The organism is Rathayibacter oskolensis, assembly GCF_900177245.1.
Taxonomy (GTDB): domain Bacteria; phylum Actinomycetota; class Actinomycetes; order Actinomycetales; family Microbacteriaceae; genus Rathayibacter; species Rathayibacter oskolensis.
This window is the reverse complement of sequence record NZ_FXBM01000003.1, coordinates 316,080-331,205: the sequence shown is the minus strand read 5'-3', so window position 1 is coordinate 331,205 and position 15,126 is coordinate 316,080. Positions and strand designations below refer to the sequence as shown.

Below are 15,126 nucleotides of genomic sequence, written 5' to 3'. Positions count from 1 at the left end.
CTGATCAGGCGACCGGGCGCCACAGGGCCGCCGCGACGGCTCCCGCGGCGGACGACAGCGCGAGCACGGCGGCGGCGATCACGAACCCGGTCGGATCCGCGACCGCTCCTCCCGAGAGCGCTGCCGCGCCCGAGAAGGCGGTGACGATGCCGAACACGACGGCTGTGCTCAGCATCAGCGACCCGTTGTGCAGCACCGAGCGGAAGCCGTTCGCGACGGCCCGCCGATCGGCGGCGACGCCCTGCATCACGCGCCGGGTGATCGACGCCATGACGAATCCCTCGCCGAGCCCGATGACGATCAGCCCCGGGACGATCCACCCCGGGTCCGCGCCGACGGCGAACTCGACCGCGAGCGCCGCGAGCCCCAGGGCGACGAGGACCCCGCCGGTGACGGTGAGCGCGCGAGCGGGCACCCAGCGCCCCACCCAGCCGGCGCTCGGCGCCCCGATCATCATCGCCGCGCCCATCGGCACGGCCATGGCACCGGCCTCGAGCGCACTCGCTCCGCGCAGCGCCTGGAGGTAGAGCGCGACGAGCACGATGACCGAGCCGAAGGCGAACGAGATGCACAGGCTCGCGAGATACACCAGCGCGCGCGAGCCGCCGACGACCGCCGGATCCAGCAGCGGCTCGCGCTCGCCGCGTCGCGCCAGGCGGGACTGCGTGGAGGCGAAGACGACCACCGCGAGGACGGCGCCGCCGAGCAGGAGCCAGCTCGCCGGCGCGGTCGGCTCGGCCGCGAGCCACTCCCCCGCCAGCAGCAGGCCGCCGATCCCCGCGAGCGAGAGGACCGCGCCCACGAGGTCGAACCGGAAGCTGCGGAACGGCGGGGCGTGCACGTGCGCCAGAGCGCGCCAGCCGACTCCGATGGCCAGAGCGGCTAGCGGCAGCGTCGCCACGAAGACCGCCCGCCAGTCGAAGTACTCGAGCAGCAGCCCGCCCAGCAGCGGGCCCGCCAGGGTCGAGAGGCCGCCGATCGTCACGTTGATCCCGAGCACGAGGGGCAGCTGCGCGACCGGGATGACGTCGCTGAGGACGGCGGTGGAGTTGGCCACGGCGCTCGCCGCGGCGAGACCCTGCAGCGCCCGGGCCGCGATCAGCACGCTGTCGGATGTCGCGACGCAGCAGACGATCGACCCGACCAGGAAGGCGATCACTCCGCCGAGGTAGAACCAGCGGCGCCCGAGCAGGTCGGACAGCTTGGCGAAGACGAGGATGGCCGCGGAGTTGCCGAGCAGGAAGGCGAGGATCATCCACGCGGCCGATTCCGCGCCGCCGGTGAGCGTCGCGCTCATCGAGGGGATCGCGACGCTGAGCGCCGAGGCGGAGCCGAACACCATGAAGCCCGAGACCGAGGTCGTGGTCAGGACCGCCGCCCGCACACCGGAGCTCGGAACGACCGGCGCCTCGAGGGTCGCGCTCACGCGGCGGCCTCGCCGTCGCGGCGGCCGTCGCGCGGGACGATCGAGATCGACCCGGTCTGCGGCAGCGCGCTGGTCCGCCACGGCCCGCCTCGCGCCAGCGCGCAGACGAGTGCGAGCAGGGCGCCCGCGGCGAGCACCAGCATCGCCACGGTGAAGCCGGTCTCGACCGCCGGGCTCGCATCGGGCTCGGCGTAGCTGTCGATGCCCGAGGCGCTGATGACGAGGAGGGAGACGCTCGTCCCCAGCGTCGCCGCGCTGTTGTAGAGCATCGAGCGCACGGCGTTGGCCACGGTGCGCCGGGCCGGCTGCACCCCGTACATGATCGCGGCGGTGTTGGGCGTCGTGAAGACGCCGATCCCGACGCCGACGAGGACGAGCCAGATGCTGACGGGGAGCACGTCGGCCCCGCGGGAGAAGAAGGCGAGACCCGCGAGGCCGAGCACCAGGAGCCCCCCGCCGACCGCGGCGAGGGTGCGCACGGTGAGCACGCCGGAGAGGCGCCCGGCCAGCGGAGTCGCCAGGACCATCGCGAGGGCCATGACCATGATCACGATGCCGGCCTCGGCCGCCGAGCGACCGCCGACGATCTGCTGGTGCAGCACGACCAGCAGCGTGACGCCCGCCCGAGCGAAGGAGTTGAAGAACGCGGCGCCGTAGGCCAGCGCCCTCTTGCGATCGCTCACCAGGGCCACGTCGACCAGCGGATGCCGGACGCGCCGCTCCACGACGACGAACAGGGTGATCAGCACCGCACCCAGGCTGAGGCACGCCCACACCCACGGGTCGCCGGGCCCCGACGCCGACACGCGGTTGACGCCGTACAGCACGGCGGCCAGGCCCGCGGCCGAGAGGACGGCGCCGGCGAAGTCGAAGCGCTCACCGCGGGTCCCGGCGCGGGTGGACGGCAGGAACCGGATGCCGAGCACGAGGGCCGCGATGCCGAACGGCACGTTCACGAGGAACACCGACTGCCAGCCGAACGTCGAGACCAGCGCACCGCCGACGGCAGGGCCGAGCGTGTTCGCGACGGCGGCGGCCGTGAGATTGAGGCTGAGGCCGTAGGCCAGGCGCTTCGCCGGGAAGGCGTCGGCCACCAGGGCGGAGGTGTTGGCGACGATGGTCGCCGCCGAGACGCCCTGCAGTGCGCGGACGGCGATGAAGGTGCCGGGGTCGGGCGCGATCACCGCGAGAGCGCTCAGCACCATGAAGGCGGCCATTCCCCACAGGTAGATGCGCTTGCGGCCGATCATGTCCGAGATCCGGCCGAAGACCAGGATCGACGCCGTGTTGGCCAGCAGGAAGGCGAGCAGGAACCAGTCCGCGAGGGCGGCCGGCGCCCCGAAGTCCTCCGAGAGCGCCGGCAGCGCCACGTTCACCGAGGTGGCGTTGATCAGGATGAGCATCAGTCCGAGGCTGGTCACAGCCAGGACCGAGTAGGCGGAGCGCATCGTCGCGCGCTCGTCGGCGGGCTCGACCGCACGTGTAGAGGACGTGGTGGTTCAACTCCTTCTCGTGGGTCTCTCGAGGTGCCGCGGAGGGGACCGGCGCGCGGCCGGTCCCCTCCGCTCACTCGGTCGCCTCGATGTTCCCGAAGTCGATCGCGTTCTCGGAGCGGTAGGCGAAGCCGGACACCGCGGTGCGGAACACCTGCGACGGCTGGATGGAGCAGACGAAGATCTCGGGCGCGGAGTCGATCAGGACCGTCTGCGCCTGGATCCAGAGCTCTCCCGCCTCGTCGCTCAGAGGATCCGGCAGCGCCTGCGCGGCGTCGACGTAGCCCCAGAAGGTCGAGGCCGAGGCGTCCTCCCACCGCGACGGGTTCGAGGTGTCGTTGCCGGGCTTGAAGAAGATCGTGCAGGAGTAGGTCGGCGTCTGCACCTGGCAGCGGTTGCGGTAGATGATCGCCTGGCCCGTCGCCTGCCCGCGGGCCGTGCCGAAGTCGGCGGCCGGCATCTGGTTGATCTCGATGTCGAAGCCGGCGTCCTTGGCGTAGGACTGGATCAGCACGCTCGCGTCGACGAGGTCGGTGGTCGCCGTCGAGACCGAGAGCGTGTACGCGACACCGTCGACGCCCGCCTCCTCGAGCAGCGCGAGCGCCTTCTCGGGGTCGTACTCGTAGGTCGGCAGGGAGTCGACCGAGTAGCCCTTCGTGGACGGGTTGATGTTGCCGATCGTGGCCGTCGCGCGGCCCGAGTAGATCTGCTCCATGATCTCGTCGTAGGGGATCGCGAAGGCCATCGCCTGGCGGACGAGCTCGTTGTCGAACGGGGCCTTGTTGGTGACCAGGGTGAGGTCGACGTACTCGATGGGGTTCTCGGCCGACGGCACGACGACACCCTGGGCGTTCGCCAGCCGGGCCTGATCGGTCGGGCGGCAGCCCTCCGCCATGTCGACGTCGCCGGTGGAGACGAGGGTGGCGCGCGTGCCGGCGTCGCCCACGACCCGGAGGGTCACCTTGGCGATCGAGGGCTCGCCGTAGGCGTAGCCGCTGTTCGCGGTGAGGATCATCTCCTGGTCGGGCGTCTGGGAGGTGACGTGGTACGGGCCGTGGCCCCAGCCGCCGTTGGTCTTCGCCCAGTTCACGGCGTACGGGTCCTCCGCCGTGGTGTTCGCGGTGAGAGCGACGGAGTCGTAGATGTGGCCCTGCAGGTTGGCGAGCAGTCCGAGGAAGGTCAGACCGAAGCCGGCGCTGGTGAGAGTGAAGGCGACGGTCGAGTCGTCGACCTTCGTGATCGCCTCCGGACCCGCGAACCCCGCGAGCCAGACTCCCTTGGAGTAGGTCGCGACGTTCCACTTGCGCTCGAAGGAGTAGAGCACGTCGTCGGCGGTGAGGGGATTGCCCAGCGGCGACACCACGTCGGGGCGCAGGCGGAAGGTGTAGGTGAGGCCGTCGCCCGAGACCTCGTACGACTCGGCGAGGTAGCCCACGTACTCGTTGAAGTCCTGGATGACGGTGCCCTCGGTGTCGCCGTCGATGTAGGGATTGCGCACGAGGCCGGCCTGCAGGTTGGCGTTCATCTCGAACGACTCGAGGGTCAGACCGCCGCCGCCGACCACTCCGTCGAGAGTGGGCGCGAGGGCGGGGACGGCGACGACGAGCTCGGTCTTTGCGGCGCCGGTGGCCTGCGTCGCGGCGGTGGAGGAGCCGGTGCAGGCGGCGAGGGCGAGGGCGGCGAGGCCGGAGACGCCTCCGGCGAGCACGGTGCGCCGGCCGATCGCGGCCGAGAAGAGGTCAGCGCCCCTGGCCGAGAAGACGGCGCCGGAGGCGGGAGCGGGGCGGGAGGTCGAGGTGGGGTTCACGGTGTTTCCTCTGATTCGGGCACAGCAGGAGGAGGGTTCGACGGCGTCGGACCCCGAGTGCGAGGGGAGGGAGGAGCGGTGGTGCGGCGGGGTCAGCGGGCTGCTGCCGGACCCCGGGTGAGCCGGGTCAGGACTCCGGTGACTCCCGCCGCGGAGGCGACGGCGATGCAGAGCGCCAGAGCGGGGAAGAGGGTCGTCCACCAGCCACCGAGCATGACGTCGGAGACCCCGCTGGAGATCATCACGCCCCACTCCGGTGTCGGTGGATTGAGGCCCACTCCGAGGAACCCGAGCGAGGCCGAGACGATGATCGAGACTCCGAAGATGTTCGAGCTGTTCTCGACCGCGGGGCGGGCGGAGTTCGGCAGCACGTGCCGGAGCATGATCCGCCACGGCCGGAGCCCCGCCATGGCGGCCGCGTCGACGTAGGCGTCGCTGCGCACCTTCAGCACCTCCGCCCGGGTGAGCCGCACCTGGTTGGGGAGCAGGATCACCGAGAGCGCGATGCTGAGACTGATGACCGACGGCCCGAACAGGCCGACCACGACGACGCCGACGATCAGCGGCGGCACGGCGTCGGTCAGGTCGATGAAGCGGTTGACGCCGCGACCGGCGATGCCGACCACTCCGGTCGTCGCCTCGTTCATCCCGACGATCAGACCGATGATCAGGCCGATCGCGGTCGCGAAGATCGTGACGAGGAACGCCATCAGGAGGTTGATCTGCGTGGCCGCGATCGTCCTCGAGAAGACGTCCATCCCGGTCGCGTCCGTGCCGAAGAGGTACGTCGCGTCGGGCGCGAGATTGGACGGGCCGGCCACGCGCTCGGGATCGAACGGCACGATGAGCCGCGCGAAGAGCGTGATCAGGACGAGGATCCCGAACGGGACGGTCCCCAGCCAGACGGGTGCGCGCCTGCGGGTGGCTCGGGTGGCGGTGCGCGGCGAGGGCAGCCGCAGGCGGGTGAGCGTGGTCATGGGAGTCATCCGTCCACTCGGGCGCCCGGTCGGCGGCGCGGATCCAGGAGCATGTTGGCGATGTCGACGAGGAAGAACACGATGAGGCAGAGGGCGGCGATCACGACGAGGAAGCCCTGCAGGCCGAGGAAGTCGAGGGTCTCGACCGAGGTGATCGCGAAGGTGCCGACGCCGCCGAATCCGAACAGCTGCTCGATCACCACGACTCCGCCGATGAGCCCGCCGAACATGGCGCCCAGCATCACGACCGAGGAGGCGCTCGCCCGCCGCAGGATGCTGCGGTAGACCGAGAAGCGGGTCGCTCCGGAGGCGATCTTGAACAGCGTCGACGGGGCGGAGACCTGCTCCTCGACGCCGAGACCGAGCTGCTTCCACAGGCTGGGCGTGTGCACCAGGACGATCACGGCGAGCGGCAGGGCGTAGTGGGCCCACAGCGACACGAAGCCGGCGCCGTCACCGCTGATCACGGTGTCGATGAGCGGGAAGCCCGTGATGACGGGCAGCGTGGCGCCGGGGTCGACGCGGCCGATGGGGGCGGGCACGATCCGGAGGAACGTGTAGAAGAGCACCAGACCGAGGATCGCCACCGCGAAGTCCGGCACCGATCCCGCGAGGCGTCCGTAGAAGCGCAGGGCCGCGTGCAGGTGGCGGTTGCTCGTCAGCATCATCACCAGGGCGAGGGTGAGGGCGAGCAGCACGGCGCCCAGCAGCCCGAGGGTGACGAGCTCGATGGTCGACGGGAGCCGGGTCATGATCTCGGTCCACACCGGGCGGCCGGTGATCGGCGACGTGCCGAGGTCGAAGCCCAGAAGCTGCTGCCAGAACCTCACGAGCTGATCCCACAGCGATCCGCCGAGACCCATCGACGCGGCGGCCGAGTCGTAGTCCTCCTGGCTGAAGCCGGCGCTGGTGTCCATCCGGGCGAGGACGGGGTCGCCCGGCACCAGCCGGACGAGGAAGAACGCGACGGTCGCGAAGACAGCGATGTGGAGCGGGAGCACCAGGGCGCGGGTGATCCACCAGCGGTTGCGGGTCAGGAACGCGGTCACGGGCCTTCTCCTCTCAGAGCGGGGGTCGGGATGGTCTCCCACGGCACGGCGTCGGGCCGGGTGCGAGCAGAGCGGGCGGGTGCGGCGAGCCACGACCCGCCTCGGGCGATCGACGCGATGGTCGCGGCGATCCCGAAGGCGGCGAGGAGGAGTCCGGCGGCGACGAACGCCGGGGCGACGGTCGCCGGATCCGTGACGACGGTGTCGTAGCCGTCGATCCCGACCGCGGCGAGGCCCGCCGTGACGAGCACCAGCGCGACGGCCGTCCCCGTCGTCTGCGCGCCGTTGAAGAGGAGGGAGCGCACGCCGTTCGCGATGCCGCGCCGAGAGGCCGGCAGCCCCGACATGATCGCCGCGGTGTTGGGGGCGGTGAAGACGCCGTTCCCCGCGCCGACGAGCAGCAGACCGGCGATCAGCGCGCCGCCGGACGAGGTGCCGAACGAGGCGGCGGTGAGCCCGTAGCCCACGGCCGAGAGAGCGCAGCCGATCGAGGACACGGTCCGCGACGAGAACCGCCGGGCCAGGATCCCGGCCAGCGGCGAGGTGACGACGAGGGCGGCAGCGGTCACGGCGGCCATCAGACCTGCCTGCACGCTCGACACTCCGAGGGCGAGCTGCTGGTGCAGCACCACGAGCACGAGCACGGCGGACTGCGGGAACGCCATCAGGAAGGCGCTGGTGAGGGCGAGGGCCCGCGCCCGCTCGACGAGGATCGAGGTGTCGATGAGCGCCACGGTCGTTCGGCGCTCGACGACGGCGAAGACGACTCCGAGCACGAGGGCGGCCGCGAAGAGGGCGAGCACCCGCGGGTCGCCGAGCCCCCAGACCGACACCCGGTTCACTCCGAGCAGGAGCGCGGCGAGCGCCGCCGCGACGAGGAGTGCCCCGGCGACGTCGAAGCGATCGCCCGCGGACTGCCTCCGGTGGTCCCTCGGCAGGATGACCAGCCCGAGGAGCAGGGCGAGGACGCCGAAGGGCACGTTGACGAGGAACAGCGAGCGCCATCCCAGCGAGTCCAGGAGCAGACCGCCGACGACCGGGCCGACGATCGAGGCCGCGGAGGCCATCATGATGTTGATGCTGAGACCGACGGTCAGCATCGCGGGCGGGAACGCGTCCGAGATGATGGCGTTCGCGTTCGGGATGATCGACGCCGCGGCGACTCCCTGCAGGGCGCGCAGGACGATCAGGGCGATCGGGTCGGCGACGAGGGAGGCGATCAGGCTCGCCGCGATCATCAGGACGAGTCCGGCGAGGTAGAGCCGCCGACGGCCGAACATGTCCGACAGCCGCGAGAAGACGAGAACGGTCATCGAGAGCGCGAGCATGTAGGCGAGCAGGAACCAGTCCGCGGTGGCGGCGGTCACGCCCAGGTCGCCCGAGATGGCGGGCAGTGCGACGTTGATCGACGTCGCATTGACGAACATCAGCATGCTTCCGAGCGTGGTGACGACGAGGACCGCCCACGGGGAGCGCCGGGCGGCCATCAGGCGGTCAGCTCCGGCTGGATGGGCTCGACGGGCACGAGGTGGCGGGGCGCGCGGGTGTAGGCGTCGAGGAGCGAGACCGTGTAGGGGTGCTCGGGGTGCTCGAGCATCTGATCGGTCGGCCCGTGCTCGACGACCTCGCCGTCGCGCATGACGAGGAGCGAGTCCGAGACGAAGGCGGTCGCCGGCAGGCCGTGCGAGACGAAGCCCAGCCCGACCTGGTAGGTCTCGCAGTAGTCGCGGATCATGTTCAGCACCGAGCCCTGGACCGAGACGTCCAGCGCCGAGACGACCTCGTCGCACAGCAGCACCCGAGGCCTCACGACCAGCGAGCGGGCGAGCGAGAACCGCTGGCGCTGCCCGCCGGAGAGCTGGCCGGGGTAGCGGTCGAGCTGCGCCGGGTCGAGTCGGAGCAGGTCGAGCACGTCGCGGATCTCCGACTCCGCCGCAGCGCCGGTGACCCCGCGGAGGACCCGGAGGGGCGTCGCGACGGCGTCGCGGAGGGTGCGTCGCGGGTCGAACGACGAGAACGTGTCCTGCGCCACGTACTGGACGCTCCTGCGGAGCTCGAGGGTCCCGGAGGCGGAGCGCAGCAGGACCTGCAGCGACCGGCCGTTGAGGGTCACGTCGCCCGCGGTCGGCTTCTCGAGGCCGACGAGCAGGCGCGAGAGCGTCGACTTGCCCGATCCGGACTCCCCGACGATGCCGAGAGCGGTGCGCGAGTTGATCTCGAGGTCGACCGGCTTCACCGCGACGTGCCGGTTCGCTCCCCGACCGAAGGTCTTGGTGACTCCCTCGGCGCGGAGGGAGACCAGCTCGCGGACGGAGCTCACGCCGACACCGCTTCGTCGAGGTCGATCCGCCCCTGGTCGGCGAGCGTCGGCAGCCGGTGCATCCGGGCCGTCTTGAGGGTGGGCACGCAGGCGGTCAGAGCCCGGGTGTAGGGGTGGGTCGCGTCCTCCTCGATGCGGTCGGCGCGGCAGATGTCGACGATCCGGCCGTGGTACATCACGATGACGCGGTCCACGTACATCCGGCAGAGCTCGATGTCGTGACTGACGATCAGGAGGCTCGCGCCCGTGCGCTGCGTCATGTCGGCGAGGAGGTCCATCACGTCGCGGCTCACGGAGGCGTCGAGCGCGGAGGTCGGCTCGTCGGCGATCAGCAGCTTCGGCTCGCTGCAGATCGCCAGCGCGATCATCACGCGCTGACGCATGCCGCCCGAGAGCTCGTAGGGGCGCAGCTTGAGGATGCGCTCGGTGTCCGAGAGCCCGACGCGCTGCAGCCACTCGGTGGCGCGCTGCTTCGCTGCGCGACGGCCGAGGGAGCCGACGCCGCGGAGCACGTCGGTGAACTGGCTGCCGATGGTGGCCACGGGGTCGAGAGACGTCATCGCGTCCTGGAACACCATCGACATCCCGGGCGTCCGGTGCGGCACGGTGCGCAGGGCTCCGCGGACCACGTCCTGGCCGTCGAAGCGGAAGGTCCCGAAGCGGCGCTCGACGCTGGGGTCGGTCAGGAGGCCGGCGACGGCGAGGGCCAGCGTCGTCTTGCCCGACCCGGACTCGCCCACGATCGCGACGTGCTCGCCGCGCTCGAGGCTGAACGCCGCATCGTGCACCGCGACGTGCCGGGTGGGGCCGCTGCCGTAACTGACCTCGGCGTCCTGGATCGTGAGAAGGGTGTCGGTGCTCACAGCTGTCCTCGCATCACTTCTTAGAATTCGAGCAGGTTGTCGCGGAAGGTGTCGAACGAGTACTCGGTCCGGGTCAGTCCGCGCCTCTGCAGCGCGGGGACCAGGCCGTCGGCGATCTCGCTGACGTAGCGGCGGTTCAGGTCGAAGTTGGCGATCAGGAAGCCGTCTCCGCCGACCTCCTGCATCACCTCGTCCATCTGAGCCGCGACGGTGGCCGGGCTGCCGACCAGTTCGAGGGAGCCGGTCCCCTTGGTGAGGAACTCCCGTGGCGTCTTGCCGATCGCCTGGGCGAGCATCTGCTGGTGGCCGTTCGTCGTCGCCGTCACCGGGATGGGCTCGTCGATGGGGAACTGAGCGAAGTCGATCCCGGAGTGGCGGGAGAGGTGCAGCAGGCCGAGCTCGGGGTGGGCCTGCGCGAACTCCTTCTGACGCGCCGACTTCTCCCGAGCCTCCGCATCGGTCTCCCCGAGGACCGGCGAGACCATGAAGAGCACCTTGATGTCGTCGGGGTTGCGACCGGCGCTGACGGCCTCGCGGCGGATGTCCTCGCGGAACGCCTTCATCGCCTCCGGGCCACCCTCGACCCCCGAGATGACCGAGTTCGCCGTCCGGGCGGCGAACCGCTTGCCGCGCGGCGATCCGCCGGCCTGCGTGAACACGGGGCGCCCCTGCGGCGACCGCGGGGCGTTGAGCGGCCCGCGGGACCGGTAGAACCGGCCCTCGAAGTCGAGGGTGTGCACCTTCTCGAAGTCGGCCCAGACGCCGTTCTCCTCGTCGACGACGACCGCGTCCTCGTCCCACGACTCCCACAGCTTGCAGGCCAGGTCGAAGAACTCGTCCGCCATGTCGTAGCGGAGGTCGTGCTCCTCGAGCTGGTCCTTGCCGTAGTTCTGGGCGCCGCGGTGGCTGGAGGAGGTGACGACGTTCCAGCCGGTGCGCCCCTCGGACATGTGGTCGAGGGTGTTGATCTTCCGGGCGAGCATGTAGGGGTGGTACTCGGTGATCGAGAGCGTCGGCACCACCCCGATGTGCCGGGTCAGGTGCGACATGATCGGCGCGAGCACCGACGGGTCCATCTTGGGAGTCGCCGTGGCGCTCGAGAGGTACGCCTTCGAGTTGCCGCCGTAGGCGTCGGGCACGTAGTTCGAGTCCTCGATGATGATGTAGTCGAACCGGGCCCGCTCGAGGGCCTGCGCGGTGTCGACCCACAGCTGGGGGCTCGCCCAGTCGACTCCTCCGCGGCCGGACCAGGTCCGGTTCCACGACTTCACGCCGAACCCGCCGGCGCCGAACCAGGCGAGGTGGAAGGGTTTCGCTGACATCTCGTTCACTCCTTGGGATACCGCTGCGCGGAGGGTGGTACTCGTCGGTGCCGCTGATGAGTCAACGGTAGGCAGCGCGTGTTTCATCGCCGGTCGCGAGGGGTGAAGAGGCGATTACGCCATGCTGCCGGATCGGGAATCCCTGGTCAGCAGCACTTTCCTCACCCCAACGCCGCAGTGTTCGCCGGAGCCGGACCGAGCAGAGGTCGGGATCTCGGCGCCCGCGCTGCCGGCGCCGTGCACGACGAAGGCCGCCGCAGCACCCCTCGGGGCACCGCGACGGCCCGGGCGTCGTCAGTAGGCGAGCAGATTGTCCTTGAAGTGCGCGGCGTCGTAGGAGCTGCGGATCAGGCCCCGGCGGCGCAGCTCCGGAGCGAGACCGGAGGCGATCTCGTCGATGTAGCGACGGGTGTGCGTGAGCCCCGTCTCGGCGCGGATGAGGAAGCCGTCGCCGCCGACCTCGTCCATGATCTCCTCCATCCGGTCCGCCACCTGGGCGATCGTCCCGACCATCTGCGGGCCGAGCTGAGCCCGCTCGGGCAGCGCCTCGCGGAGCGTCCTGCCCTCGTTGCGCTTCATGAAGTCCTCGAGGATCGACTGGTGGCCGTTCGTCGTGAGGTCCTGCGGCATCGGCGCGTCCAGGTCGAACTGGAAGAAGTCGATCTCGGTCACCGCAGAGATGATCGCGAGCGTCTGCTCCACCTGCAGCGGATCGCCCATGCCGTAGGTCCGCTCCCACACCATCCGCGCCTCGGCCTCGGTCTCGCCGAGCACCGGGGCGGCGTGGAAGAGGACCTTGACGTCGTCCGGATCGCGCCCCGCCCGCTCGGCCCGCTCGCGGACGTCGGCCCGGTAGGCCTTCATCTTCGCGACGTTGGGGTTGCTGGCGACGATGACGTTCGCATTGCGCGCCGCGAAGTCGCGGCCCTTGGGCGAGCCGCCCGCCTGGCAGAGCACCGGGCGCCCCTGCGGACCGGACGGCATGTTCAGCGGTCCGCGCGAGGAGTGGTACCTGCCCGCGTAGTGGATGGGGTGCACCTTCGTGTGGTCCGCGTAGACGCCGGTCTCGCGGTCCTGGACGATGGCGCCCGGCTCCCACGAGTCCCAGAGCTTCGTCACGATCTCGACGAACTCCTCCGCGCGGTCGTAGCGCTCGTCGTGAGGCGGCAGCGTCGACATCCCGTAGTTCTGAGCGGCGATGTCCTCGGAGGAGGTGACGATGTTCCAGCCGACCCGGCCGCCCGTGAGGTGGTCCATCGTCGCCATCACCCGCGCGAGGATGAACGGCGAGTAGAACGACGTCGATCCGGTCGCGACGAACCCGATGTGCTTCGTCGCGCGCGCGAGCACCGGGAGCAGCGGGAACGGGTCGAGCTTGGGCGAGTGGAGGCTGTGCTTCAGGTCCATCAGGGCCGAGCCGCCGCCCGCCTCCGAGACCATCGTCGAGTCCTCGAACATCATGAAGTCGAAGCCGGCCCGCTCGAGCTGCTTGGCCATCGAGACGTAGTACTCGCCGGTCATCCACTCGGTTCCGGTGTCGCCGCCCCAGTCGGAGCGCCACGCCGGCGCGGTGAACGAGGTGAACCAGGCGAGGTGGAAGGGCGCGGTCATCAGGCGACTCTCTCGTGGGCGAGCTCGGCACGCGGATCGACCGCGTGGGGGTGGACGGCGTCGAGGCCGAAGTGGCTGAGGATCGTGGATCCCTCGTAGGCGGTGCGGAAGAGTCCCCGCTCCTGGAGGATCGGGACGACCAGGTCGACGAAGTCGTCGATCGTCCGGGGCAGGATCGGGGCGACGAGGGAGTAGCCGTCGCAGGCGCCGGCGAGGAACCACTCCTCCATCGTGTCCGCGACCTGCACGGGCGTGCCCGTCGAGACGAACTGCATGTTGGCGAGGCCGCCGACGTAGGAGCGGTAGGCGACCTCGGCGATGGTGAGCCCCTCCTCCCGCGCCATCCGCGTGAAGAGCGTCGCCTGGCTGATGCTCGCGGTCGTGACCGTCGGCAGCAGATCGAACGGCAGCGGCCCGTCGGGGTCGTAGGCGGTGAGGTCGTGCTCGAGGAGGCCGGAGAGATGGGCGATCACGTCGGCGCCCTCGGCGTGGTTGTCGTCCAGCGCCGTCTGCAGCGCCCGCGCCTCCTCCTCCGTCTCGCCGAGGAACGGCGCGATGCCGAGCAGCACCTTCACCGTGTCGGGGTCGCGGCCGTAGGCGGCCGCTCGGCGCTTGATGTCGTCGTAGTACTCCTTGGCCCGCTCGAGCGTCGAGCCGCCCGCGTAGATCGCGTCGGCCCAGCGCGCCGCCAGATCGCGTCCCTCCGACGACGAGCCCGCCTGGACGATGACCGGCCGGCCGGCCGGAGGCTGCGCGATGTCGAGCGCCGCGTCGACGTCGAAGTGCTTGCCGTGGTGCCGCACCCGCTCGGCGGGCAGCTCGGGAGTCGCGGCCGCGGCCCAGAGCTTCGTCACGACCTCGATGAACTCGTTCGATCTCTCGTAGCGCTCGTCGTGCGGCAGCTGCGCCGAGCGGCCGAAGTTGCGGGCGGTCGCGTCTCCCGAGGAGGCGACGTAGTTGATCCCCAGCCGCCCGCCCATGATCGACGCCGTCGACGCGGCACGGCGCGCCACGTCGTAGGGCTCGTTGTAGCTCGTCGAGAGGGTCGCGATGATCGCGATGCGGGAGGTGCAGGCGGCGAGCGCCGAGGCGAGCTCCAGCGGATCGAGGCGGGTGCTGGTCGAGCTCGAGCGCCCCCAGGAGTGCACGGGGGTGTCGGCGATGAACGCCTGATCGAACAGGCCCCGCTCGGCCGTCTGCACCGTGTGGACGTAGACGGCGGTGTTGGGGATCCGGGTGAGGTCGCTCTCCGGATGCCGCCAGGCACCCGAGTGCCTCCCGTACTCGCTCAGGTTCACGCTGAGGTGCATCTTCTTCATCACGCCGCCCGTCCTCCGTAGCTCATCCGTTCCGTGATCCCGAGCGCCTCCGCGAGCGTCGGCCCCTCGTCGCGCGTCGCGCCCAGCTGCGCCGCCAGGTCCGCGATCGCGGCCGCACCCGACACCGAGCCCCGGAGGGCCACTCCGTCGACCCCGAGCTCGTCGACGAGGATCGCGATCGGCTCGGCGGCCCCGACGACGAGACCCTCCCCGCCCTCTTCCGTCGCGATCGCGAGCAGGATCCGGCTCGCCCCTCGCGCCGAGGAGACCAGGCGCTCGGCCTGGGAGCGGTCGCGAGCGACGACGATCGCGACATCGACGACGGGTCGGAGCGCCACGGCCTCGTGCTCGGTCCGGACGCCTCCGAAGAGCACCGGGCGGCGGGCGGGCGACGGCGGCACGTCGAGCGGGCCCGCCACGCGGAACGACGTCGATCGGTAGTCGATGGGGTGGATCCGCGCGTCGTCCTTGAAGTCGCCGGTGACGACGTCGGGCCACTGCGAGCCGTCCTCCCACGAGGCCCAGAGCTCGAGCGCGATCTCGGCGTACTCGGTGGCGCGGTGCAGCTCCTCGGCGGGCCCGAGAGTGGAGCGCCAGTCGTAGGCGGACTCCTCGTCGACTCCCGTCGCGGTCCTGAGCATCCAGCCGGAGCGTCCGGCGGCGAGGTGGTCCAGCGTCGCCAGACGGCGTGCCGCGTGGTACGGGAATCCGTAGAGCGCGGAGTTCGCCGCGACGATCCCGATCGTGGAGGTCGTCATCGCGAGATGTGCGGCGAGCGTCGTCGACTCGAACGGCGTCACCCCGGAGGAGTCGGCCGCGTCGAGGACCGTGACCGCGGCGACACCGGCGCGCTCCAGTGCGGTGACGGCCGCGACGGTCTCGTCGAGGGTGGTTCCGTGGTCGAGTGCGAGCACGGCGGTGACGATCATGTCCTGTCCT

12 protein-coding genes are annotated in these 15,126 nt (G+C 70.9%); all 12 read right to left on the bottom strand.

Annotated features, from left to right (window positions below; genetic code table 11):
- Window positions 1-4 precede the first annotated feature (4 nt).
- The 12 genes from B9Y99_RS16585 to B9Y99_RS16530 all read right to left on the bottom strand — a co-directional run bounded on the left by B9Y99_RS16585 (window position 5) and on the right by B9Y99_RS16530 (window position 15,116).
- On the bottom strand, window positions 5-1,426 hold the full coding sequence (locus B9Y99_RS16585) for an MFS transporter (RefSeq protein ID WP_129588097.1): 1,422 nt from the start codon (window positions 1,424-1,426) through the stop codon (window positions 5-7).
- Window positions 1,423-2,847 carry an MFS transporter gene (locus B9Y99_RS16580; RefSeq protein ID WP_165759659.1) on the bottom strand — a complete coding sequence of 475 codons (1,425 nt, stop codon included), beginning with the start codon at window positions 2,845-2,847 and terminating at the stop codon, window positions 1,423-1,425. Before B9Y99_RS16580 ends, B9Y99_RS16585 begins: the two co-directional genes overlap by 4 nt.
- Window positions 2,848-2,992: 145 nt before the next feature.
- On the bottom strand, window positions 2,993-4,726 hold the full coding sequence (locus B9Y99_RS16575; protein ID WP_085477721.1) for an ABC transporter substrate-binding protein: 1,734 nt from the start codon (window positions 4,724-4,726) through the stop codon (window positions 2,993-2,995).
- A gap of 92 nt (window positions 4,727-4,818) precedes the next feature.
- Window positions 4,819-5,703: an ABC transporter permease gene (locus tag B9Y99_RS16570; protein ID WP_085477720.1), complete on the bottom strand. Its 885-nt coding sequence runs from the start codon at window positions 5,701-5,703 to the stop codon at window positions 4,819-4,821.
- 5 nt (window positions 5,704-5,708) lie between these two features.
- Entirely contained in the window at window positions 5,709-6,752 is a 1,044-nt protein-coding gene (locus B9Y99_RS16565; RefSeq protein WP_085477719.1) for an ABC transporter permease, read from the bottom strand.
- Window positions 6,749-8,239, bottom strand: a complete 1,491-nt coding sequence (locus tag B9Y99_RS16560) for an MFS transporter (RefSeq protein ID WP_085477718.1) — start codon at window positions 8,237-8,239, stop codon at window positions 6,749-6,751. The genes B9Y99_RS16565 and B9Y99_RS16560 overlap by 4 nt, the downstream gene beginning before the upstream one ends.
- Window positions 8,239-9,072, bottom strand: a complete 834-nt coding sequence (locus B9Y99_RS16555; RefSeq protein WP_085477717.1) for an ABC transporter ATP-binding protein — start codon at window positions 9,070-9,072, stop codon at window positions 8,239-8,241. Before B9Y99_RS16555 ends, B9Y99_RS16560 begins: the two co-directional genes overlap by 1 nt.
- The gene (locus B9Y99_RS16550) at window positions 9,069-9,935 is read right to left on the bottom strand and encodes an ABC transporter ATP-binding protein (protein ID WP_208857001.1); all 867 of its coding nucleotides are present in this window, start codon (window positions 9,933-9,935) and stop codon (window positions 9,069-9,071) included. Before B9Y99_RS16550 ends, B9Y99_RS16555 begins: the two co-directional genes overlap by 4 nt.
- A 20-nt stretch (window positions 9,936-9,955) precedes the next feature.
- A complete protein-coding gene (locus B9Y99_RS16545; RefSeq protein ID WP_085477716.1) occupies window positions 9,956-11,257 on the bottom strand; it encodes an NtaA/DmoA family FMN-dependent monooxygenase in 1,302 nt (433 codons plus the stop codon).
- Between the two features lie 294 nt (window positions 11,258-11,551).
- Window positions 11,552-12,868 (bottom strand): NtaA/DmoA family FMN-dependent monooxygenase, encoded by a 1,317-nt coding sequence (locus B9Y99_RS16540; protein WP_085477715.1) that lies wholly within the window; start codon window positions 12,866-12,868, stop codon window positions 11,552-11,554.
- The gene (locus B9Y99_RS16535; RefSeq protein ID WP_085477714.1) at window positions 12,868-14,187 is read right to left on the bottom strand and encodes an NtaA/DmoA family FMN-dependent monooxygenase; all 1,320 of its coding nucleotides are present in this window, start codon (window positions 14,185-14,187) and stop codon (window positions 12,868-12,870) included. Before B9Y99_RS16535 ends, B9Y99_RS16540 begins: the two co-directional genes overlap by 1 nt.
- Window positions 14,187-15,116 carry an LLM class flavin-dependent oxidoreductase gene (locus B9Y99_RS16530; protein ID WP_085477713.1) on the bottom strand — a complete coding sequence of 310 codons (930 nt, stop codon included), beginning with the start codon at window positions 15,114-15,116 and terminating at the stop codon, window positions 14,187-14,189. The genes B9Y99_RS16535 and B9Y99_RS16530 overlap by 1 nt, the downstream gene beginning before the upstream one ends.
- Between the last annotated feature and the right edge of the window lie 10 nt (window positions 15,117-15,126).

Bases quoted from the DNA above. Each gene is read 5' to 3' on its own strand.
- B9Y99_RS16570 (WP_085477720.1), bottom strand. From the start codon at position 5,703: ATGACCACGCTCACCCGCCTGCGGCTGCCCTCGCCGCGCACCGCCACC.
- B9Y99_RS16560 (WP_085477718.1), bottom strand. From the start codon at position 8,239: ATGGCCGCCCGGCGCTCCCCGTGGGCGGTCCTCGTCGTCACCACGCTC.
- B9Y99_RS16545 (WP_085477716.1), bottom strand. From the start codon at position 11,257: ATGTCAGCGAAACCCTTCCACCTCGCCTGGTTCGGCGCCGGCGGGTTC.
- B9Y99_RS16540 (WP_085477715.1), bottom strand. From the start codon at position 12,868: ATGACCGCGCCCTTCCACCTCGCCTGGTTCACCTCGTTCACCGCGCCG.
- B9Y99_RS16535 (WP_085477714.1), bottom strand. From the start codon at position 14,187: ATGAAGAAGATGCACCTCAGCGTGAACCTGAGCGAGTACGGGAGGCAC.
- B9Y99_RS16530 (WP_085477713.1), bottom strand. From the start codon at position 15,116: ATGATCGTCACCGCCGTGCTCGCACTCGACCACGGAACCACCCTCGAC.